The 21,037-nt window shown below is 41.3% G+C and carries 20 protein-coding genes; 16 read left to right on the forward strand and 4 right to left on the reverse strand.

Annotated features, from left to right (window positions below):
- Window positions 1-5: 5 nt before the first annotated feature.
- From MKX41_RS05885 to MKX41_RS05895, 3 genes are all read left to right on the forward strand, one after another.
- Complete coding sequence (locus MKX41_RS05885; RefSeq protein WP_339247599.1) at window positions 6-689, forward strand: N-acetylmannosamine-6-phosphate 2-epimerase; 684 nt, start codon at window positions 6-8, stop codon at window positions 687-689.
- Between the two features lie 19 nt (window positions 690-708).
- Window positions 709-1,704, forward strand: a complete 996-nt coding sequence (locus tag MKX41_RS05890; protein ID WP_339803146.1) for an ROK family protein — start codon at window positions 709-711, stop codon at window positions 1,702-1,704.
- 197 nt (window positions 1,705-1,901) lie between these two features.
- Window positions 1,902-3,308, forward strand: coding sequence for a GNAT family N-acetyltransferase (locus tag MKX41_RS05895; RefSeq protein WP_340969082.1), 1,407 nt, complete (start codon window positions 1,902-1,904; stop codon window positions 3,306-3,308).
- Between the two features lie 329 nt (window positions 3,309-3,637).
- Here MKX41_RS05895 and MKX41_RS05900 read toward each other — a convergent pair whose 3' ends face one another.
- Window positions 3,638-4,168, reverse strand: coding sequence for a GNAT family N-acetyltransferase (locus MKX41_RS05900; RefSeq protein WP_340969083.1), 531 nt, complete (start codon window positions 4,166-4,168; stop codon window positions 3,638-3,640).
- A gap of 240 nt (window positions 4,169-4,408) precedes the next feature.
- On the opposite strand from MKX41_RS05900, the gene MKX41_RS05905 reads away from it, so the two are divergent.
- Window positions 4,409-5,596 carry a stalk domain-containing protein gene (locus MKX41_RS05905; RefSeq protein WP_076282829.1) on the forward strand — a complete coding sequence of 396 codons (1,188 nt, stop codon included), beginning with the start codon at window positions 4,409-4,411 and terminating at the stop codon, window positions 5,594-5,596.
- Window positions 5,597-5,786: 190 nt separating this feature from the next.
- Window positions 5,787-5,975, forward strand: coding sequence for a hypothetical protein (locus MKX41_RS05910; protein WP_076121390.1), 189 nt, complete (start codon window positions 5,787-5,789; stop codon window positions 5,973-5,975).
- A gap of 117 nt (window positions 5,976-6,092) precedes the next feature.
- Here the strand turns inward: MKX41_RS05910 and MKX41_RS05915 are convergent, their stop codons facing one another.
- Window positions 6,093-7,382 (reverse strand): adenylosuccinate synthase, encoded by a 1,290-nt coding sequence (locus tag MKX41_RS05915; RefSeq protein ID WP_340969084.1) that lies wholly within the window; start codon window positions 7,380-7,382, stop codon window positions 6,093-6,095.
- 113 nt (window positions 7,383-7,495) lie between these two features.
- Between MKX41_RS05915 and MKX41_RS05920 the strand changes: the two genes are divergently transcribed.
- From MKX41_RS05920 to MKX41_RS05945, 6 genes are all read left to right on the forward strand, one after another.
- The gene (locus MKX41_RS05920; RefSeq protein WP_339803163.1) at window positions 7,496-8,374 is read left to right on the forward strand and encodes a LysR family transcriptional regulator; all 879 of its coding nucleotides are present in this window, start codon (window positions 7,496-7,498) and stop codon (window positions 8,372-8,374) included.
- 45 nt (window positions 8,375-8,419) lie between these two features.
- A complete protein-coding gene (locus MKX41_RS05925) occupies window positions 8,420-9,655 on the forward strand; it encodes a molybdopterin-dependent oxidoreductase (protein ID WP_340969085.1) in 1,236 nt (411 codons plus the stop codon).
- Window positions 9,656-9,879: 224 nt separating this feature from the next.
- A complete protein-coding gene (locus MKX41_RS05930) occupies window positions 9,880-10,626 on the forward strand; it encodes a hypothetical protein (RefSeq protein WP_340969086.1) in 747 nt (248 codons plus the stop codon).
- Window positions 10,627-10,639: 13 nt separating this feature from the next.
- Window positions 10,640-12,328: a vWA domain-containing protein gene (locus tag MKX41_RS05935; protein WP_340969087.1), complete on the forward strand. Its 1,689-nt coding sequence runs from the start codon at window positions 10,640-10,642 to the stop codon at window positions 12,326-12,328.
- A 24-nt stretch (window positions 12,329-12,352) separates the two neighbouring features.
- Complete coding sequence (locus MKX41_RS05940; RefSeq protein ID WP_076282825.1) at window positions 12,353-13,492, forward strand: toxic anion resistance protein; 1,140 nt, start codon at window positions 12,353-12,355, stop codon at window positions 13,490-13,492.
- Between the two features lie 126 nt (window positions 13,493-13,618).
- A complete protein-coding gene (locus MKX41_RS05945) occupies window positions 13,619-14,341 on the forward strand; it encodes a sensor domain-containing protein (protein ID WP_052404263.1) in 723 nt (240 codons plus the stop codon).
- Window positions 14,342-14,427: 86 nt separating this feature from the next.
- Here MKX41_RS05945 and MKX41_RS05950 read toward each other — a convergent pair whose 3' ends face one another.
- The gene (locus tag MKX41_RS05950) at window positions 14,428-15,216 is read right to left on the reverse strand and encodes a tyrosine-protein phosphatase (RefSeq protein WP_339247620.1); all 789 of its coding nucleotides are present in this window, start codon (window positions 15,214-15,216) and stop codon (window positions 14,428-14,430) included.
- 214 nt (window positions 15,217-15,430) lie between these two features.
- On the opposite strand from MKX41_RS05950, the gene MKX41_RS05955 reads away from it, so the two are divergent.
- Window positions 15,431-16,252 carry a DUF2785 domain-containing protein gene (locus tag MKX41_RS05955; RefSeq protein ID WP_340969088.1) on the forward strand — a complete coding sequence of 274 codons (822 nt, stop codon included), beginning with the start codon at window positions 15,431-15,433 and terminating at the stop codon, window positions 16,250-16,252.
- 91 nt (window positions 16,253-16,343) lie between these two features.
- On the opposite strand, the gene MKX41_RS05960 is transcribed toward MKX41_RS05955, so the two are convergent.
- Complete coding sequence (locus MKX41_RS05960) at window positions 16,344-17,072, reverse strand: SDR family oxidoreductase (protein WP_340969089.1); 729 nt, start codon at window positions 17,070-17,072, stop codon at window positions 16,344-16,346.
- A 155-nt stretch (window positions 17,073-17,227) separates the two neighbouring features.
- Here MKX41_RS05960 and MKX41_RS05965 point away from each other — a divergent pair, with 155 nt between their 5' ends.
- The 4 genes from MKX41_RS05965 (at window position 17,228) to MKX41_RS05980 (ending at window position 20,618) form a co-directional block, all read left to right on the forward strand.
- Entirely contained in the window at window positions 17,228-17,566 is a 339-nt protein-coding gene (locus tag MKX41_RS05965) for a winged helix-turn-helix transcriptional regulator (RefSeq protein ID WP_340969090.1), read from the forward strand.
- Between the two features lie 81 nt (window positions 17,567-17,647).
- Window positions 17,648-18,043: a hypothetical protein gene (locus tag MKX41_RS05970; protein WP_340969091.1), complete on the forward strand. Its 396-nt coding sequence runs from the start codon at window positions 17,648-17,650 to the stop codon at window positions 18,041-18,043.
- Window positions 18,044-18,183: 140 nt separating this feature from the next.
- Window positions 18,184-18,546 carry a BlaI/MecI/CopY family transcriptional regulator gene (locus tag MKX41_RS05975; RefSeq protein WP_340969092.1) on the forward strand — a complete coding sequence of 121 codons (363 nt, stop codon included), beginning with the start codon at window positions 18,184-18,186 and terminating at the stop codon, window positions 18,544-18,546.
- A gap of 2 nt (window positions 18,547-18,548) precedes the next feature.
- Window positions 18,549-20,618, forward strand: coding sequence for a M56 family metallopeptidase (locus tag MKX41_RS05980; protein ID WP_340969095.1), 2,070 nt, complete (start codon window positions 18,549-18,551; stop codon window positions 20,616-20,618).
- The last annotated feature ends 419 nt before the right edge of the window (window positions 20,619-21,037 follow it).

A 21,037-nucleotide genomic window follows, 5' to 3' on the forward strand; every position in this document is an offset into this window, starting at 1 on the left:
GGTTTATGATGACTCGAATGAGCGATATCTTTCCGATGAAAGGTCTGATCGTGTCATGTCAGGCACTTGAGCATGAGCCGCTTCATGGTGGAGATACAATGGCAAAAATGGCAAGAGCGGCGGTTCAATCAGGGGCAATTGGAATTCGGACGAATGGGGTTCCAGATATTCTAGCGATTAAAGAAGAAGTAAATGTACCGGTTATTGGACTTATTAAACGGGATATTCCCGGATCAGCCATATTTATTACGCCAACTCTGGATGAGGTGAAAGCAATCGTGTCCGCTAAAGCGGATATTGTTGCATTAGATGTTACGAATCGGGAAGGTCGCTTAGCGTCGGTTAAGCCTTTAATCGCATATGCTCATCAAATGGGTGTGCTTGTAATGGCAGATATATCGACTTTGGAGGAAGGACTGGCAGCGGAAGAATTAGGTGTAGATTTCATTGGCACAACACTTTCGGGCTATACACCTTACAGCACACAACAAGAAGGACCAGATCTTGTCTTGCTGCAGCAATTATGCGAGTTCGTGAATATTCCCGTAGTTGCGGAGGGACGTATATGGACTCCGGAAGATGCGGCGAGAGCTAAGAATGCTGGAGCATCTTATGTCGTGGTAGGAAGTGCGATTACAAGGCCACAATTAATCACATCACGCTATGTCAAAGCCGTGAGCGATTGCTGAGACTTAAGGAGGCGAGTCTGTGTTAGAAGGATATGATCCTCTAATGGAATATGCTGTCGGAGTGGATATCGGGGGAACGAAAATTAATGCTGGACTGGTTACACCACAGGGGGACGTAGTACATACTGTAAGTCTGAGCACAAAGGCTGGGTTCACGAAGACCGTGGACCGAGCTTTTCAGGCTATTCAAAGGTTAATAGAAGAAGCTACAGCCATGCATGCAGGCGTTCAGATTAAAGGGATTGGTGTAGGAACGGCAGGACAAATCGATTGGGAGGCAGGGAGTATTCGCTCGTCATCAGAGCTTATTCCTGGATATGCTGGGACAGCCTTGAAAGCGTTGCTTCAGACTCAATTCCAGCTTCCAGTAATCGTAGATAACGACGTGAATGTACTAGCATTAACAGAGAAATATCTAGGTTCTTGTATAGGTGTGAGCGATTTTATCTGTCTTGCACTTGGTACGGGTGTAGGTGGAGCCATTGTTATAGAGGGTCGTCTTGTCCATGGTTCTTGGGGTGGCGCTGGAGAGTTGGGGCATCTGTCTGTAGATTTCAAAGGACCTGCTTGTGTTTGTGGAGGAAGAGGCTGCTTAGAACATTATGCGTCAGGCACAAGCATTGCTCGTCGAATGCGGGAAAAACTAACTTTAAACAATGAGCCACTTGATAACTTAGAATCACGAGACGTGATCGCGAGATGGAGAGAAGGAGACCGTCTAGCTACAGAAGTAATGGAAGAAACAATTGCTGCGCTTGGTTCAGCTATCGCTTCGTTTATTCATATTTTTAACCCAAAGGTTATTGTTATTGGTGGTGGAGTGGCTGAAGCAGGTGAGCTATTATTCGAAGGAATAAGAAGAGAAGTGGCTACGAGAACGATGCCATCGATGCTGGAAGGCGTCCGCATTGAAGCAGCCTATCGTGGCAATTCCTGTGGAATGATCGGTGCGGCATTACAGATCTGGGAGTACGGAGTCCCATCCCTTTCATCTAGTAATGAAGGCTTTATCTAAATCTCTTGATTAAATAGAATAATTTACCGATAATGTTAAAGGGGATGAGAGTAAAGGTCAAATCTTTCTGGGGTCCCTAATCCGTTTATAAGGAGTGATGATGTTTGAGTACGAACAACACCACAATGAAGTCCGAGAGAGGTCAGTATTCGTAAGGGAAGAACACCTCTCAATGACTACGGGAGGCACTATCGGAAATGATGACTTTAATGAACATGGTGAGGGGAACAGAGAACGATCTACCTGCCAAAGAGATGATCAAGTATTGGAATCATGAGCCTGGAACTTTGAAGCTTGTGAGAGCAAGTAGCAATTTTATTTATACGTTTCAATGGAATAGTAAGCACTATTATTTAAGGTTTACTCACGAAGAGGATAATAGCGCAGAGAATATTCAGGCTGAACTAGATTTTATGATGTACTTATTGGAACAGGGCTATGAGACCGTGGCGCCAGTACGCTCCATGCAAGGGAAGTGGATTGAGACCCTTTTAACTGGAAATGGTAGATATCACGGGGTTGTTTTTGAACAAGCCCAAGGGGAGTACGTTCCGCTTGAAGAGATGTCGGAGCTGCAGTTCCAACATTGGGGTCAAACGCTCGCGAGATTGCATAATTTATCTGAGACTTATGCTCCGAGCACACCCGCGCGTAAAAGCTGGGTCGATTCGCTTCAATTTATTTTATCCGTATTAAGAAGACATCCCGAGGAGCATAAAGCGCTTAAGGAATATGAACGAATTGAGGCGTGGTTAAGTGAGCTCTCTTTTGGCGTAGGACATACGGGGCTGATCCATTTTGATTTTGAGACAGACAATATCTTTTATATGAAAGAGACGTCTCGATATAGTTCGATCGACTTTGATGACTCTATGTATCACTGGTTTGCGATGGATATCACATCAGCGTTAAGAGATCTATCCAAGCAGAATGATGATGAGAGCAAGAAGAACATCGATCTTTTTATTAGTGGATATAGATCTGTAAAGCGGCTGGACGATGAATATATCAAGTTATTGCCAGAATTCCAAAGGTTCTCTGACTTATATGGATTCGCTAGGTTGCTTCGAAGTTTAGAGAATTTGGACGTTTCTATTTGTCCGGAATGGGCACTACAGCTTAAAGCTAAATTAGATGCAATCTGTGATCGTATTCGGGATGGCTTTCATCCACATATTGCGCTGAAGACAATCACTGAGAATAACTGGTATGCCTGTACGCAATTAGAGGTGTCCAATGAGCAAAAAACGGTTTTTCCTGTACCAGTAGTCTATTGGTTAGCAGAATCGGCTTATTGCGGAATGACTCCGCTGGCTTTATACGCAGATGAAGAATTGGTAGGATTCTCAGTATATGCCGTAGATCCTGAGGACGGAAGTTATTGGATTATGGCTTTTATGATTGATCAGAAATATCAGAATAGAGGATTCGGTAGAACCGGAATGGATGCCTTGATTCGAACTATAAAAGCGGAACATCACTGCGACAAAATCGTTATTGGACATCGAATAGAGAACGAACGTGCTTCGAACTTATATACATCCTTTGGATTCGTTGAAGTGAGCAGGGATGAGGTTGAAGTCATACGTGAGTTGATAGTGTAAAAAGAAAAGAGGCCGTTCCAAAAGTAGTTTTTGTACTACTTGGGAGCGGCTCTTCTTGTTATCCTGTAAATGACGTTCCAAATGATGATCCAAGTGAAGTTCCAAGTGAAGTTTCAATAGAACAATTAGGGAATTTCTCCCTCTAATTCTGAGATTATTGGTTGCCAGACTTATAATTAGGGAAAACCTCCCCTAAATTCGTCTGATTTGATGAGAATCAAAGGAATTATCCTGATTTATAGGGAGGAATTCCCTAATTTCATTCATTATTAGCGAATATCGACTATTAATAGGGTGTTTTTCCCTAATTTGTTTTCAACCATTAAATATTAGGTCCACTCTTGTTCCAAAGAAGAATAAATAATCTCGTTGCACCATTGCTGATTACAGAATCTAGTCTCCCTAAGAACCCCATCTTTTAACATTCCTGCTCTAATCATTACTTTCTCAGATTGCACATTCTCGGCGTTGGCATAAGCAACAACCCTATGTGCATTAAGAGAGCTAAAGGCATAACCTATCAGAGACTTCACGGCTTCAGTTGCATATCCCATTTTCCAATAGTCCGGGAGTAGGACCCAACCGATTTCCCATTCTCTGATTTCTTCCCAGTTTAACTTTATGCTGACATTACCGATGGGCTTCATATCCAGCTTTGTACATATTGCAAGATCATAATATTGCCGTGGATCACTTGTTGCTTGAGACAAGATCGAAAGGAAGTCATCTTTAATTTGTTTTGCATCAGGTGCAGTGTTCTCATATTTGTAGGATAGGGGATTTTGTTCTAGTTCTTCATAAAAAGAAGAATCACTGCTTGTATAATCTCTTAAAATTAATCGGTTCGATACTATTTCCATGAATATAGCACTCCTAGTTTAAGTTTTAATTGTTCTTCAGTTGCTACCGCCTAATACGATTACAAAGACTCTGTTATACGTACACTGTAACTTCTTGTAGATCCATGTAATTTCCTTTATTTTTCATAATATTTACACATTATAAAAATATAAGCTTAACAACCTTCCATTTTTATCTACAAAAATAGTGGAATTGTGATAAAGTAATATTGGTTTATTTACTAGAGGGGGATTTTGGAAATGAAAATGATTAAATGGGGCATCACTGCAGCGCTGGCAGTATCTATGTTTGGTCCAATTCATACAGCGAAGGCAGCAGATACAAGTGTACAAGCAGAGACTACGACTCAAAACAACGATGATCTAATCTTTAAGATGGACTATACGGAGATGACCGTTGGTGACAAGGTTCCAGTGCAGATTTTTGCAAAAGGTCCAGATGGCTCATCCGAACGTGTTCCACTGTCTCAAGCAGATATGGTTATTGAGAAGCCTTACTTATTGCAAAAGCTGCCTGATGGTTCAATAAAAGCATTAGCCGTTGGCGAAACAAATGTAACCGTACGTTCAGGAGCTAATTCCAAAACGTTAAAGTTATCTATCAGTGCTGATAAGGACATCGAAACAGGTGTATTAATCAATGGCACGATGTATTTGCCTGTACAAACTACCTTTAAGAGTTTAGGTGCAACTATTCAGACGAATACAGCCACTAAGACTTTTAGTATTCGTGTAGGGGATTTGCCTATTCAGCTTCAACTGGGCAGCGATATTGCTATGGTGAATGGGAATAAGGTGAAAATGAGTGGTAAAGTGCAAACCGTGGATGGAGGAGCAGTATTCCCTGCTACCCTCTTAAAAACAGCATTGGGAGCAGTATTGGACTTTGGTGCTCATTATGAGTCTTTGAACATCAATTTCGGTAAAGCTGAGTTATTTGCGTACACAAAAAATACGTTAAAAATAGCCAAAAGAGAATCTCAAGGTGACCTCGCCAAGCTAATCGGAAAGACTTATTGGTTCAACCAGTATGATTCCGACTATAAATTCCAAAAAGCAACGATTGTTGATATTCTTGTGAACGACGATAATGAGTTTTCGATTTCTTTTCAATTGGCATCAGGTAAAATTGTGAATTCTTATGATATGGAATACGATCAGGTCACTCGCGATCTGGCAAACAAAGAGTATTTCTTTACGTCTGATCCTACCAAAATCTATAAATGGTCTAATGCGATTTGGGCCAAAATCAAGGCGGGTACAATTTCGACAGGGATGACGAAGCAGCAAGTAGAATTAAGCTGGGGCACTCCAATTGATAAATCAAGTCTATCCGGCAGTGGAATTACAGTTGAGACTTGGCAATATAGAAATTATAATTACGTAACCTTTACAAATGGTGTTGTCTCTATGATTTACACAAATTAATGTAAGGGAACTATAACTTCATTTTAAATCAAAGGACGCCTTCAGGTTCATCACCGGGCGTCCTTTTCATATATTCGAACGCCTCATCATTGATTTAGTCATAGAGCCTGTCTCTGAAGCATATCTTTTGAAAGAAGCACTTTCAGAATGAAATGTTGACTATTTATTGACCGAAATGAGGGGTTTATTCATGGCAAAGTCAAAACGTGGACATGCACTGTGGAGTTTACCATCCAGGGGTCGGGGTACTTGTCCGGTCTGTCAGAGCACACGGATCAAACTGCTTTATCCAAAAAGAAAAACGGACGGATCAGTCGTTAAGGTTTGTAAGCGTTGTGACAAGGCGCCTCAGACGAAAGTGGATGCAGTGTTGGTGTAAAAGAGTAACGCAAGGATGCCTAGTTGCAGCTATATGCATTTTGCATGTAGGTACAACTAGGCATCCTTATTTTGAAATATAAGAAAGTATAAATTTCACACTATGCTTGATATGAAATTATTTCAGCGTACGATGAATGACCTGATCACGTCTAGGTCCCACAGAAACAGTAGAAATACGTATTCCAATAGACGTTTCAATAAAGTCTACGTAACTTTTAGCTTGCTCTGGCAGCTCGTCGAAGTTTGTGATATGGGAAATATCGCAGTTCCAGCCAGATAAATACGTTATTATCGGTTTTGCTGTGTTTAACTTATTTGTTGCTGGAAACTTGTCGGTGATTTCCCCATTTTCAAGTTCATAGGCAACGCAAACCGGAATCTCATTTAAATAACCAAGAACATCCAGATTGGTCAGCACAACCTCCGTTGCACCTTGCATCAGGCAACCATAGCGTGTAGCTACTGCATCAAACCAACCCATACGTCTAGGACGACCCGTTGTTGCTCCAAATTCCCCAGCATCGCCACCTCGTGTGCGAAGTTCATCCGCTACAGGGCCTTCTAATTCAGATACAAAAGGTCCGGCACCAACACAACTGGAATATGCCTTCGTTACAGCGATAACATTCGTGATGGCAGCCGCAGGTAGACCCGCGCCGACAGGTGCGTATCCGGCAAGTGTCGATGAAGAGGTAGAGTAAGGATATATACCGTGATCAGGATCGCGCAGAGCGCCTAATTGCCCTTCAAGTAGAATCGTTTCTCCCTTTGCATAAGCTTCTTGTAGTATTTCTGTTGTATTGGCAACATATGGTGCCAATTGCGCAGCTTCCTTTTGTAACTGAGTCATTAATTCCGAGACTTGGATAGGGGCTTTCTTATATAAATGCTCCAGCAATACATTTTTTGAAGCAAGTAATTGTTCGAGACGTTTCTCAAGTCGGGCGGGATCAAACAAATCTGCAACTTGTATCCCGAGCTTCGCATATTTATCCGCGTAGAATGGCGCTATTCCTCGTTTGGTTGAACCGAACCCTTGTGACCCAAGTCGTTCCTCTTCCAGCTCATCAAACAAACGATGGATCGAAAGTACGATTTGAGCACGCTCAGACACGTACAACTTCGGCTGTGGAACCCCTCTATCTGCTAATGCTTGTAATTCCTTTACTAATACTTCTGTATCAAGAGCTGTTCCTGGTCCAATAATGTTTGTAACTGAAGGGTAAAATACACCAGAAGGCAGCATATGAAGCGAAAATTTTCCATACTGGTTAATGATAGTATGCCCAGCATTACTTCCACCTTGAAAACGAACTACATAGGATGATTGAGCGGCTAGTACATCTGTCATTTTTCCTTTGCCTTCATCTCCCCAGTTAGCTCCTACAATTGCGATTACGGTCACGTGATTACCTCCCAAGCTTGTGATTGGCTACAGCTCTAAGTATAATGCTAGATATAACATTAGAAAAATTGATATATGTAATATCTATTATAAGGTGAGGTAATGACTTGGGAATGGACATCAACTTGGAATGGTATCGCTCTTTTTATTGGGTAGCACAAACAGGCAGCTTAACTGCGGCAGCAGAACGGCTGAATATCACACAACCCGCGGTGAGTCACACGATTAAGCAATTGGAAGAAAAGATGGGCGGCCCCTTATTTTTCCGTACCTCTAGAGGGGTGGATCTAACAACAGAAGGAAAAGTACTGCTGCGATTCATTGAGCAAGCCTTTCAGAATGTGGAGATGGGTGAGCGAGCGATTGCTGAAATGAACAATTTAAATAGTGGGGAGATTCATATCGGTGCAAGTGATACCCTCTGCAAATATTACTTGTTATCTTATCTCGAGCAATATCATGAACAATATCCTAACGTACGTATTCATATTACGAATCGAACAACACCGGAAACGCTCACGCTTTTAAAAGAAGGCAAAATTGATTTCGGCATCGTAAGCTTACCGGCATCTGACAAGCAGATTGAATTTCGTAAGAGTACACGGCTCCAAGATTGTCTTGTAGGAGGCAAGGGCTTCCGTCATTTAGCGGATAATACGATGCCGCTTTCAAACATCAAGCAGTACCCATTGTTGTTTCTGGAGCCAGGAGGCAGCACTAGAAAATATATAGATGGGTTTCTTGCCTCCAATCATGTGACGATAAAACCAGAGTTTGAACTAGGCAGTGTAGATCTTCTTGTTCAGTTCGCTTTGCGTGGCTTTGGTCTAGCTTTTGTTATTCGTGATTATGTAAGGGAAGAATTAAAAAGTGGGGAGCTTGTAGAAATCCCTTTAGATCCGCCATTTCCAGAGCGTAACATCGGGATAGCGACTCTTCGAGGGGTTCCACTCTCTGCTGCATCAAAGTCCTTTCTAACCTTATTGGACTAAATTATATCGCATGCGGGATCATACATATGAGGAGGAGGCTAAGCTATGAGTGATTTGCTTGGTCGGCTACGTAAGGGATACGGGAAAAAGCTGCGTGCACTTCACACCTGGAACGGCTGGATCGTCGTGATATTGGCCTTGACTGGGCTTGTGCTAGTAGGCGGTTTCTGGCGAGGTTTCCTCGGTGAAGGCAGGGTATGGATTAAAGGCTTGCATATTGTGGTAGGAATTGCATCTATCCTTCCAGTGATCTATTATCTTCTGCTGGCCAGTAAACATTGGAAACAGCTAAAGGAAAAACCTTGGCAGCGGTTCAATGTACTTGTTGTGCTCTTCCTGTTGCTTGGGTGGTTCGTTTCTGGTGTATTGTTATGGCAGTTTCGTACGGTAGGACCGCAAGTATCTAATCTTGCATTGGTCGTTCATGATGTCCTGACTTGGATTGGACTGCCTTACATTATCTATCACTCATTGACTCGTGTGAAGTGGTTGAAGGAGCCGAATCGTCGGACCATCAAGAGCGAGGGGAGTGCTATTACAACATCTCAGAATACTCCGCAGCCAGTCTATACACGTAGAGCTTTCATTCGAGGGACGATCGGTGTAGGGCTTGCCCTTACAATCGGACCCTCATTTGTAAAATGGTTAGGCAGCTCGATTGGAAACATCGGTGGCAGCGAAACGATCGATAAATTAATCGAGAATGACCGCAATCAGCTGTTGCCAGCACCGCAGCCACTGGCGGCATCGTCACCGCCTCTTGGAGGTGGGTCGCAGGGTCAATTCCGTGTTTATACTGTAACCCCTATTCCTGAGTTCACGAACGATAATTGGTCCTTTAAGTTGGATGGTCTTGTTGATCAGAGCTTTACATGGAATTGGGAGCAATTCGTTCAATTGCAACGGACGGTTCAAGTGAGTGATTTTCACTGCGTGACAGGTTGGTCCGTCTATAAGAATACCTGGGAGGGCATCAAGCTGAAGGATCTACTACAACTGGCTGGTGTGAAGTCCACTGCAAAGACAGTGAAGTTCTACTCAGGGGATGGAGTATATACAGATACCCTTACGCTGGAGCAGGCGGATATGGACGATGTTATGGTCGCAGTGATGCATGATGGGAAACCGATTCCGAGCGATCTCGGTGGACCGGTTCGGCTAATTGTCCCCAAAATGTTCGCTTACAAGTCAGTGAAGTGGCTGAACCGGATTGAACTGATCGAGGGAGAGCATACAGGATACTGGGAGCAACGAGGCTATTCGAATGACGCTTGGGTATAAATGAGTTTACTTAACCTTAATGGGCTTGGGCCTGTTAAGGTTTTTTTGTGATTAGGGATGTAATCACAGAAATATTTCCATATATATAGAAGTGAATCAACGAGGGGCAGAGATCATCTGCGGAAAATTAGTTTTTTTGTAAATAAAAGGAGTATGGTGAGTTAGTTTCTGATAAAATAAAGCAAATGATGGAAAAAGTTACCGGATCGGTTAGGGAGGTGTTTATGTTGAACGGTGCGAGATCCGTAAAGCTATTAGGACTTATAGTTGGCGTGGTGTTACTGAATATTATCGTTTTGTCACCAGGGTTATTAGGGGTCGAAATTGGGGGAGTAAGCGTTCTAGAGACTTCCTTTGGCGTGACATTAGTAGTGATCAGTCTTCTTGTTGTCCTTTATGGAAGTTATAATTTGCTGTTTAAAGCTTCGGTGGTTCCACCTGTAAAAGAGATAAAGACGTATGAGGATTATATAGCAGCGCTCACGCAATACAAAAATGTAAAGGTGCTGAAGAAGGACATTACACTGGCTTTGGATCAGGTCATTCGAATGGAAAAGAAGAAAAATACGTTAATGGTTATCCTTGGTCAGAGATTTGAGCAGTCGGAGCTAAGCTTCAAGAAGTTTGGTGCGGTCAGTTATGAAGTAGAGAAGCTTTTCTATCTGAATATTCGAGGGATACTTAATAAGTTAAGTGTTTTTGACGCTTCGGAATTCTCCCTTTTTGCCAGTCAGCAGAGATCTGCGCAGTTCTCGGATAAATTGGTGCAGAAAAAAACAGCGCTATACAATGAATATTTGGCTTATGTAACAGGTTATCTCGGTGCAAACGAAGAGATTTTGCTGAAGTTAGATCAATTACTTCTCGAAATATCGCTATTAGACAGTACGAATTATAAAGATGTTGAAGATATGCCTTGTATGAAGGAGATCGATGAATTGATCAAACAGACGAAATTCTATAAGCAATGAAAGGAAGATGCGAATGGCTAGGAAAGGGAGAACATTTTTAGTCCTCGGGATTATAACAGTGGTAGTTTTTGCTCTTGTGTATTTTGGGATCACCTTAACATCTAATTTAGGTAAAACCACTACTGAGGTTTCGTCAGAAGATGCAGGAAAGCGGCTGGAAAAACTTTATAAAAAAATTAACGTAAATATCGCGGAGCAAGTTAAAGGACAAATCGACCTTGATCCTGTAGCGATTGGTGATTCCTTGCCGGATATTTCTAAATTTCCTATATCAGTAACCAATACAACGGATAGCTTTGTCGAAATCTTTTCATCCACAGAGAAATCAGGAACGGGTAATGATGGATGGCTTAATGAAGTGGCGACAGACTTTAATAGTTCCAATATAGAAGTGAACGGATTACCTGTTTCAGTAAAAATTCGCAATATTGCTTCAGGAACAGCGACGGATTACATAAGGTCTGGTAAATATATACCAGATGCGTTTACACCATCCAATGAGTTATGGGGTGAGATGGTAAAAGCGAACGGAATGAATACGCAGCTTATAACCAATCGTCTTATTGGTAATGTAGCTGGTATTGTCACGAATAAAACGAAATATGATGAGTTAGTAGAAAAGTATGGTTCTTTAAACGTTAAGACGATTACTGATGCGATAGCGAATAATGAATTATCTATGGGTTACACAGATCCTTTTGCCAGCTCAACAGGTTTGAATTTTCTTGTGACTGCACTTGGGACGTTTGACAGCTCTGATTTGCTTGGAGAGCAAGCGGTTCAGGGCTTTGAGAAATTCCAAGCGAATGTACCTTTTATCGCATCGACTACTTTACAAATGCGTGATGCGGCTAAAACGGGGAAGCTGGATGCTTTTGTATTAGAGTACCAAATATACGCAAATGCCCCCGAACTAAAGGGTAGTTATGTATTTACTCCTTTTGGTGTAAAGCATGACAGCCCTCTTTACGCATTAGGTGATCTTCCACAAGAGAAGCTGGACATTATTAAGAAATTCGCGGAGTTTGTTGAACAGGATAAGTATCAGCGTTTGGGTGAGGAAAAAGGTTTTAATGGACTGAATGACTATCATTCGGAGGTTAATCCAGTGGATGGCAGTCTTTTATCCTCGGCTCAAAAGCTGTGGAAGGAGAAGAAAAACGGCAATAAACCCATTGCGGCAGTATTTGTAGCTGATGTCTCAGGTAGCATGAACGGTGAGCCTTTAAATCGTTTAAAGCAATCATTATTAACAGGACAGAAATACTTAGGCAAAGATAATAGTATTGGTTTTGTTTCCTACTCCGATAACGTTACGATAAATCTTCCAATTGGCAAATATGACACGAATCAGCAGTCGATGTTTGTTGGGGCAATAGATAGTCTTCAGGCGAATGGGGGGACAGCGACTTTTGATGGAATTGTGGTGGCACTCAAAATGCTTCAAGACGAAATGAAGATAAACCCGGAAATCAAACCTTTAATCTTTGTATTAAGTGATGGAGAGACGAATGAAGGACATTCACTGAATGATATCAGGGGCTTAATTGAAACCTACAAAATTCCGATTTACACCATTGGCTACAACGCAAATATTAAAGCACTGGAGAGCATTTCAAGTATTAATGAAGCGGCTAACATCAACGCGGATACAGACGACGTAGTCTATAAAATCGGAAACCTGCTTAATGTTCAAATGTAAGTTACAACTTTTAGGAGGGGTTCTATGTCTTTTACGATGGAAGTGGTAAGTCCGGAGAAATTGAAATCAGCGATTGAAGAACAGGTTAAACCTGAGCCACAGGAAGTAACGCAACTGAAGGAAATGGCGATAACCAATGTCTCGACGATTTTGGAGCTGGATTTAGAATCTTTGGATAAACGAAAAGAAGTGCTGCAATCCATAGACAGCTTCGGGATGAGCACCATGAGATCATCTTCAGACAAGAACTCTCTTTTGCAAGTTTCTGTAGGGAATTTATCGAAAACAGGGGATGAAGGCGGGCAAGTAGCTAAAGGATTAACGGAACTAAACCTCCAGTTGAAAGATTTAGACCCAAGCGCAGTGGATTTTGCCAAAAGTGGTCTTCTAGGGAAGTTCTTTAACCCATTGCGGAGTTATTTTGCGAAGTATCAAAAAGCAGATGCTGTAATCTCAGATATTATCATTTCTTTAGATAAAGGCAAAACCGTATTGAAAAATGATAACACTACATTAGAGTTTGAGCAGCAATCGCTTAGAGAGCTCACTAAAAAACTGCAGAAAGAAATTCAGCTAGGAATGCTGATGGATCAGGAGATTGAGGCTCAGCTAGATGCAGCCAAGCTACGTAATGAGTCTGAAGAAAGAGTAAAGTTCATAACGGAGGAGGTGTTGTTTCCTCTGCGGCAGCGTGTGATGGATCTGCAACAGATGCTGGTAGTAAATCAGCAGGGAATTATGGCGATTGAAGTGGTTATACGAAATAATAAAGAGCTAATTAGAGGGGTGGACAGAGCTAGAAATGTTACGGTTTCTGCCCTGAAAATCTCCGTTACGGTGGCCAGTGCACTCTATAATCAACGAATTGTTTTGAAAAAGATTGAACTCCTAAATCAAACAACCAACACGCTAATAAGCGGCACCTCAAAAATGTTGAAAGATCAGGGGGCGGCGATCCATAAGCAATCCCTAGAATCTAGCATTTCAGTCGATACATTAAAACAGGCATTTACAGATGTGCTATCCGCTTTAGATTCGATAAGTACGTATAAGCAGGAAGCTCTTCCTAAAATGCGTGAAACCATTAACCAGTTTAGAGAGCTGGCAGATAGCGGAGAACAGCAGATCGTGCGGCTCGAGAAGGGGAATAAGCTGGGCTTGTAGCTATTTCCAGTCTAAACCCATCCTAGCCTTTAGTCTGGTAAGACTCCGGTCCTAAGACTGTTTTGAGCCTTCTCTTTCTCACGTATAATGAGATTAATTGATAACGTGAGAGGAAGGACATAAGAAATGAACGATAAGTTGTATACAATGCCGATCGGAGCGGTAGATTCCATGCAGATTCCCGTAGAATCGAAATCACAATCTAAACCAGGCAAACGTCGATCAAGTCCCAAGACCTATCGGAGTATGTTGTATTTTATAATCTCTTTGCCGATTACGATTGTATATTTCGTGTTTATGGTGACAGGATTAGCATTATCGATTGCTTTAACACCAATTTTCATCGGTATACCCTTGTTTTTCGCAGTAGCTAAAGGGTTAGATTACATTGTGAAATTTGAGCAAGAGCTAGTAAGATCACTACTGGATATTCCTAGACCGAGTGAAGAGCGCAGAACGGATATGAAGCAAGAGGGAGCGGGCTTCCTGCAACGCATGAAGTTAGGTTTTGATGGTGCAAAGTTTGCACGTAACATCATGCTGATTATGGGACGATTCGTATCCAGCATTATCTTCTTCTCACTAACGATAACTGTGGTAGCGGCAGCGCTAGGTCTGATCACACTACCTGTGCTACATCAGATTTTCTTGCAAACGATGGATTTGAATATTTTGGAGAATAGTGTGTTTGCCTTATTTAATATCGACTGGACATTATCTCAGCAATACATTTCCTATGTTGTAGCGGGACTCGTCGTTTCTGTGATCGCAACTTGGGTGATTAAATCGTTGATGGATGTACAGCGTAGAATGTTGTTTGTATCCTACGAGGAAGAACGTCAGTATTAAATGGAAAGAAGCGTAGCTCTTAAAGAGCTACGCTTCTTATACTTTTATCGCTATCTTAATGAATTAGTCCATAGATCAATAAGTTATTAAGCTTCTAAACAGTAGGCTTGTAGCTGCTTGCGCTTATCAGCAGTCATGCCGAATTCCTGTTCGAGGAAAATCTCTACACTTTTATAACGCGCGTCAATGGCAGAGAAAATGGCTTCCATGAATTCTCTGCGTAATATAAGCGCAGCCATAACAGTATCGACTTCCTTCGGTGACAGATGTTGTGAGGCTTGCTTTTTTATTTGCTCATTCAAAGGACCCAGTGTCTGATTGGAGAGCAAATAGTCTTCTATAATCGTCTCTCTTGGAACCCCAAGTGCTAGGAAGATGAATGCTGATCCTACGCCAGTGCGGTCTCTTCCGCCGGCACAATGATGCAGGATACTGAATTCATCTGGAAGCATAATGGTTGCCATAAGTCGCTTAAAGGAAGGGTTATTAAAGGCCATATCCAAATACATATTAACCAAGAAGTCTGTCGTAAAATGTTCAAGGAATCCAGAACGAACCACATCTCTCATGTCTCCAGGCACCTCTTGCTTTAGCGCAGGTACACAAATGTTATTAACTCCTGGAATGACTGGATCTGGTTTTAAACGAATTTCTTCTATTCCCCGATAATCAAATATGGTCTTAATTCCAAGTGATTTAAAGAGCTTTATATCTTGATCGGTCATTCCTGTTAATTCGGCTGATCGAAAAAACAAACCGTATTTGACTCTACGGCCATCTGAGGTGGTGTATCCGCCCATATCTCGGAAATTGAGGACGCCTTTAAAGGGGAGAACACGACGCTTAGAATCTGTTGTTTCTAGTTTCTGGTTCATTTTCGTACCACCTTTGGTTGGTTATTGAATAGGCTATTCTAAAATGTAGAAAGGGTGTCGCGGAACAATAAAAGTTTGCCCTTAATACTATATATAGTACCATGATAAATGCCAACAACCCGAAAGGATAGTGTGACATTTTATAAACTAATATCTCTGTTAATTGTCGCGTTATTACGCTGTATACGGAAAAATTCTAGTAGGAGTGTGTAAAATGAATTTAAAAGAAAAGTTGATAGTAATAAAAGAAAATGGCTACCAAGCACCTCCCGATACATTCCAGTTGATACAAGAAATGATACATAACATCGGTTCTGTGGATGCCGAGCTGCGTGATGACCTGATTTATACAATCTTATCACACTGGATTCCTGGTAATTCTCTAACTGCTAATGAACTAGAACAACTTCTTCCAGTTATTTTGGATCATAACCATTTGCATTTTAAGCTTGGTGAAACAAATACAGATGCTGTCTTTACTCGATCTTTCTCAATGCTAGTCATACCACTCGTCTTAGTAAGAAATAGAGAATCACCATTTCTCTCAAGAGCGCAAATTCATCAGATAAAAGAGAAAGTATTTTACAATGTACAAGAAGAGCGAGATTACCGCGGGTATGATGAAGAAAAGGGCTGGGCTCATGCCATAGCCCATGCAGCAGATGCTTTAGACGATTTAGCTCAATGTTCCGAACTGGATAACAATGACCTCATAACGATTCTCCATTTGGTTTATGAAAAGATGATCATAACAGATCGAATTTACTCCGATGGGGAAGATGAGAGAATGGTAAGACCCATAATTAGTGTTTTAAATAGAAAAATTCTTAGTCAGACTTATGTGGAGCAATGGATTCAAGGTTTTGGTGATGTAGAGAAAAATTCAGAGTTTCTTCCTGCCTTTAGGCAAAAAAATAATATAAAGAACTTTCTGAAAAGTTTATACTTTCGAGTTAAATTTTATAAAGTAGATGCCGATCTCTGCCCAACTATCGAGCATACATTATATAAAGTGGAAAAAGTATACTATTCCTAATTAAGAAAAAAGTTAGGTACGGATTCAGGCGCTTACATAGGATTATGTTTATTAAAAAAAGCCCAAAAGATATATGGGCTTTTTTTGTTTCTTATCGCAAAATATAACCCCCATCAGGAAATAGGGTGCTTCCCGTAGTATAGTTATTAGTCATCAAATAAATGGTTGTATGTGCTGCTTCGTCGGCATGTCCTACCCTGCCAAGGATATTCATATTCGTATATTCATCATAAGACTTGTCTCTAATTTCTTGTTCTGCTCCTACCCAATTAAAGTTGGTATGAATGGTGCCTGGGGAGATGACATTTACTCGAATCGGAGCTAATTCTACAGCCAATGCTTTTCCCAGACTCTCAATTGCACCGTTACAAGCCGCGTAGGAGGCACCGTCTGCAAGTGGTCGTTGGCCGAATGCACCAGACATCAGAACAATAGAGCCTGTTGGGTTTATATATGGGATCGCGAATTTCACAGCATTATATTGCGGCCAGAACTTTGCATTAAAGCAGCTATGAGCAATCTCTAAGCTTGAAGTAATCGGTCCTCTAACATAGGAGGCGCCGGGAGTGAATAAATGATCGAAGCTGCCGATTTTTTCAAAAAAGGACTTTAAGTCTTCTTCATTTTGATTATCTAGCGAATGAGTTTCGGTAGATTCGGACCCTAGAATTTGTTGAGCTTTTTGTAATTTATCTTGTGAACGCCCAGCGATTATGACATATGCGCCTTGTTCAACCGCTTGTTTGGCAGTCGCGAGCCCTATTCCGGAGCTTCCTCCGATAATGACGATTCGCTGGTTTTTTAATGAAATACTGGACATTTTTATCTACTCCGTTCATAGTTAAATGGACTTTTAAGTTCTGTTTTTTATTATTAGGTATAAAAGAAATTCTGCACAGTACGCACTTTTTTCGTACTAGGTACGATTGTTCGTACTAGGTGTGAAATAGATTAACTATCGAAAGAGATGATCACATGGATTTACTGGAGCCGAGATTGGCCGGAGTGCTTACAACGCTTGATAAGATCGGTGGAAAGTGGAAGCCGCTCATTTTATTTATTTTATTGATAGATGGTACCAAACGATTTGGCGAACTGCGACGGATCATTCCAGATGTCTCTCAAGGGACGTTAACGAAGCAACTACGGGAGCTTGAAGAGGATCAACTTATCGATCGTGTGATTTTTCATGAGCTTCCATTGAGGGTGGAATATAGTATTTCAGAACATGGCAAATCACTAATTACTGTTTTGGATAGCATGTGTGGCTGGGGAAGGTTGCATCAAGAGTATTTAAATAATACAAATAAGTAAGGGGCGGACATTATTATAAATACTATTTTGCAGGACCCAACGGGTCAGGCCTATAAGACGCTGATACAGGTAGCTATGGAAGTGTGTGATGAATTTATTTTGGTCAAACGGGATCAGATGGAGTTAGAGTCAGAAGGATATGAACTATTGGAACGGTTACAGCCTTTTCTCAAAGAGATCGTCAAAGATGATTATTGGCCGGGAACTCGGCTTATGGGACATTATGCAGATGTTTATTATTTTAGATGTTCACCGGATGCGGTCGATATTTTACTATCCTATTCTACGAGCTTGTACTCATGGATGCAGACTAGGGTGCCCGATGATCTTTGTTTTTTAAGTCAGGGGCAACCGTGGTTAATCAATACAGCTCATGAGCGAGAAAGCCATATTGTAACGGATGTAGAAGAGGAGCTTAACAGACTAGAAGAGAACGGACTATTGTTCCGTGACTTATCTGTGTTTTATCCCTTATAAAGATAACAATGAGGCGATGTTTGCAAAGACATAGTCTCTTTTTTTGTACTGGAAATTTTTGTAGACAAAATGGTCTACAAGTTGTAAACTCTAATTCAAATAGAAGGTCTAGGAATTATAGACCAACGGGAGGCGCAAGGTTGAAGGATCTCAGACTGACCGAAATGGAAGGGAAATTTGCGGAATTAATATGGGATCATGAACCGATTCCGTCAGGAAATCTGGTGAAGTTATGTGAATCTGAGCTCAACTGGAAGAAATCTACGACGTATACGATGTTAAAAAGACTTGAAGCTAAAGAGATTTTTAAAAATGATAATGGTGTGGTAGGTTCTCTTATCAAAAAGGATGACTTTTATGCGGAGCAGAGCAAGGTGTTTGTGAAGGAAACCTTCGGCGGTTCGTTACCCAAATTTTTGGCTGCCTTTACAAAGAGCCGGAAATTAAGCGACAGCGAAATTGATGATGTTCTAAGACTAATCCATGAGCATAAGGAGGAGTAACGGTGGAACAGCTGTTTGAACAACTTTTAAACATGAGCATTACGGGAAGTTATGTGATTGTGTTTATCATCGTGGCACGGCTGTTCTTAAGAAAAGTTCCCAAAATATTCTCCTATACCTTATGGTCTGTGGTTTTGCTCCGACTCCTGTGTCCGTTCTCGATTGAGAGTATATTTAGTTTTATCCCATCTGAAGTACAGAACTCACCTTTAAATAAGCTATACACACAAACGCCTCAAATCCAAAATGTAATCAACACATCCGAGCAAACCGTAAATAATATATCACCCGTACCTATCCCCTCTTCACCTGCTACACCAAGTGGTATAATCCCTTCAAATCCTTCAGACGCGTGGATTAACATAGGCCAATATATATGGTTGATCGGGATTGGGCTGCTGCTCATCTACAGCATTGCTGCCACTGTTCGACTTTCACGAGACTTAAGAGCCGCAACCCCTCTTTTCGAAAATGTATATGAACATAACGGTATCTCCACACCTTTTGTATTCGGCTTCCTTAAACCTAGAATATACCTTCCAAACTGTCTGTCCGATCATGAAAAAGCTTATATCATCAAACACGAGCAAGTGCACATACATAGATGCGACCACATCATAAAACCTCTCGCGTTCGCTGTTCTGTGTATACATTGGTTTAATCCAGTGGTTTGGCTTGCTTTTTATCTGATGAGTGATGATATGGAGCAGTCCTGTGACGAAAGCGTCATAAGACAGATGGGCAGTGGAATCAAAAAGGAATATTCGACCTCACTCTTGTCCTTATCTACTGGAAGACGATTTATGGGCGGTTCACCGCTTGCCTTTGGAGAAAGCAACACGAGAGGGCGGATAAAAAATATTCTGAATTACAAAAAACCAGCCTTCTGGGTTGTTCTAGTCGTAATCATTGTTGTGGCAGCGCTGTGTGTCGGACTCATTAGTAATCCGAAAAATGATCCATTAACCGTAAAGGATTATGCCGAGCAATTTATGGAGCAGAACATTACGAGCTATGAGAATAGTACAAATGTTAAGATGGTTGACAGTAAAATTACTAAGCTTGAAAAAATAGCGTCATTCGACGATCTGTTTGCAACACCCTTGGAAATTTGGAGTTTAGAATATCGCTTGAAACCGGATGATCCAACTAAGCTGACGATGACGGAAAATGTGGTTGATGGATTTATCACCGAAGAAGGAAGCATGGGAAAACCGATACTTATTTTTTCCATTATGAATTCAACACCACAATATTTGGGCGTAATCAGGAGTGGAGAGAATGACATATCCACACCAGCCGGTCAGGAAATGGCAGTGCGTGTGTTTCTTGAAGCAAACCATCACCTTCCGCATGAAACTTATAGTGGGAAGCATATTCTAGTGAAATTCCCCTTAACGACAGGCGAAACAAGCCAACTGTTGTTATCCCAACCTGTTATTCAAGGAGATTCAGGAATTTGGAGCGTAGAACGCTGGAAGGATTCGAATGGAAATGAATATTACAATACACCTCAAACTGATGTTACGATAGCTGAATATTATGCCCGTCTGCAGACATTAGCGGATCAGGGGGAGGAGCCGGCATTACTTGATCCTTTGCAGGTCGCCATGAATTATATAAGCAATGATATTGGAATGGGTCAGCATGTTAAGCTGGATCAGCTTGTGGTGGACAATGAGGCTACAGCTGATGATTTTGCGAACACGCCCGAGAGTATATTAATAGGCTATGTTTTTAATCTTAGCCTGGAGAATCATTCCTTTGATTTTGATAACATTGAAAGGCTAACAATGGAGGATTCCGCTCGCTTTAAAGGGTTGAATATTAATCCAGATGAGGATATGCCCAATGGATTTTATATCCTTAACAAATATACGTATACCGATCCATTAGAGGTTACAGAGGATACGAGATATTCTATAGTTGATGCTAATACGGGTGCTCTAAAAGAAGTAAGCAAGCAGGAGTTTATTGAATATTTCAAGCAATATACTGATTTTGTGCCCCCGTGTGTGATTACTAAAAAAGACGGATATGTCACCAGCATTGCTGAGAAATATATGCCGTGAAATATCCGCTGATGAAAAAAGATGAACTTATATTTAAAGCGCTGAAGAACCCGCATTTAGTGCGGGTTCTTCAGCATGTGTATCGGCGCTGGCTCCTTTACGTTACTGCCGGCACATTGTATTTGGTTTTTCGCATACATTTGGCTCGTTTACGTTACCTTCGGCACATTGTATTCGGTTTTTCACATACATTTGACTTATTTACGTTACCTTCGACACATTGTATTCGGTTTTTCGCATACATTTGGCTCGTTTACGTTAGCGTCGGCACATTGTATTCGGTTTTTCGCATACATTTGGCTCGTTTACGTTACTGTCGGCACAATGTATTCGGTTTTTCGCATACATTTGGCTTATTACGTTAGCGTCGGCACAATGTATTCGGTTTTTCGCATACATTTGGCTTATTACGTTAGCGT

This window comes from Paenibacillus sp. FSL R5-0475 (genome assembly GCF_038004585.1).
Classification (GTDB): Bacteria; Bacillota; Bacilli; order Paenibacillales; family Paenibacillaceae; genus Paenibacillus_AQ.

What these genes read in the sequence shown, in the direction of transcription:
- MKX41_RS05895 (WP_340969082.1), top strand. Translation starts at nt 1,902, where the DNA reads ATGATGACTTTAATGAACATGGTGAGGGGAACAGAGAACGATCTACCT.
- MKX41_RS05960 (WP_340969089.1), bottom strand. Translation starts at nt 17,072, where the DNA reads ATGTCCAGTATTTCATTAAAAAACCAGCGAATCGTCATTATCGGAGGA.
- MKX41_RS05885 (WP_339247599.1), top strand. Translation starts at nt 6, where the DNA reads ATGATGACTCGAATGAGCGATATCTTTCCGATGAAAGGTCTGATCGTG.
- MKX41_RS05900 (WP_340969083.1), bottom strand. Translation starts at nt 4,168, where the DNA reads ATGGAAATAGTATCGAACCGATTAATTTTAAGAGATTATACAAGCAGT.
- MKX41_RS05930 (WP_340969086.1), top strand. Translation starts at nt 9,880, where the DNA reads ATGTTGAACGGTGCGAGATCCGTAAAGCTATTAGGACTTATAGTTGGC.
- MKX41_RS05950 (WP_339247620.1), bottom strand. Translation starts at nt 15,216, where the DNA reads ATGAACCAGAAACTAGAAACAACAGATTCTAAGCGTCGTGTTCTCCCC.
- MKX41_RS05945 (WP_052404263.1), top strand. Translation starts at nt 13,619, where the DNA reads ATGAACGATAAGTTGTATACAATGCCGATCGGAGCGGTAGATTCCATG.
- MKX41_RS05925 (WP_340969085.1), top strand. Translation starts at nt 8,420, where the DNA reads ATGAGTGATTTGCTTGGTCGGCTACGTAAGGGATACGGGAAAAAGCTG.
- MKX41_RS05955 (WP_340969088.1), top strand. Translation starts at nt 15,431, where the DNA reads ATGAATTTAAAAGAAAAGTTGATAGTAATAAAAGAAAATGGCTACCAA.
- MKX41_RS05940 (WP_076282825.1), top strand. Translation starts at nt 12,353, where the DNA reads ATGTCTTTTACGATGGAAGTGGTAAGTCCGGAGAAATTGAAATCAGCG.
- MKX41_RS05905 (WP_076282829.1), top strand. Translation starts at nt 4,409, where the DNA reads ATGAAAATGATTAAATGGGGCATCACTGCAGCGCTGGCAGTATCTATG.
- MKX41_RS05935 (WP_340969087.1), top strand. Translation starts at nt 10,640, where the DNA reads ATGGCTAGGAAAGGGAGAACATTTTTAGTCCTCGGGATTATAACAGTG.
- MKX41_RS05920 (WP_339803163.1), top strand. Translation starts at nt 7,496, where the DNA reads ATGGACATCAACTTGGAATGGTATCGCTCTTTTTATTGGGTAGCACAA.
- MKX41_RS05965 (WP_340969090.1), top strand. Translation starts at nt 17,228, where the DNA reads ATGGATTTACTGGAGCCGAGATTGGCCGGAGTGCTTACAACGCTTGAT.
- MKX41_RS05910 (WP_076121390.1), top strand. Translation starts at nt 5,787, where the DNA reads ATGGCAAAGTCAAAACGTGGACATGCACTGTGGAGTTTACCATCCAGG.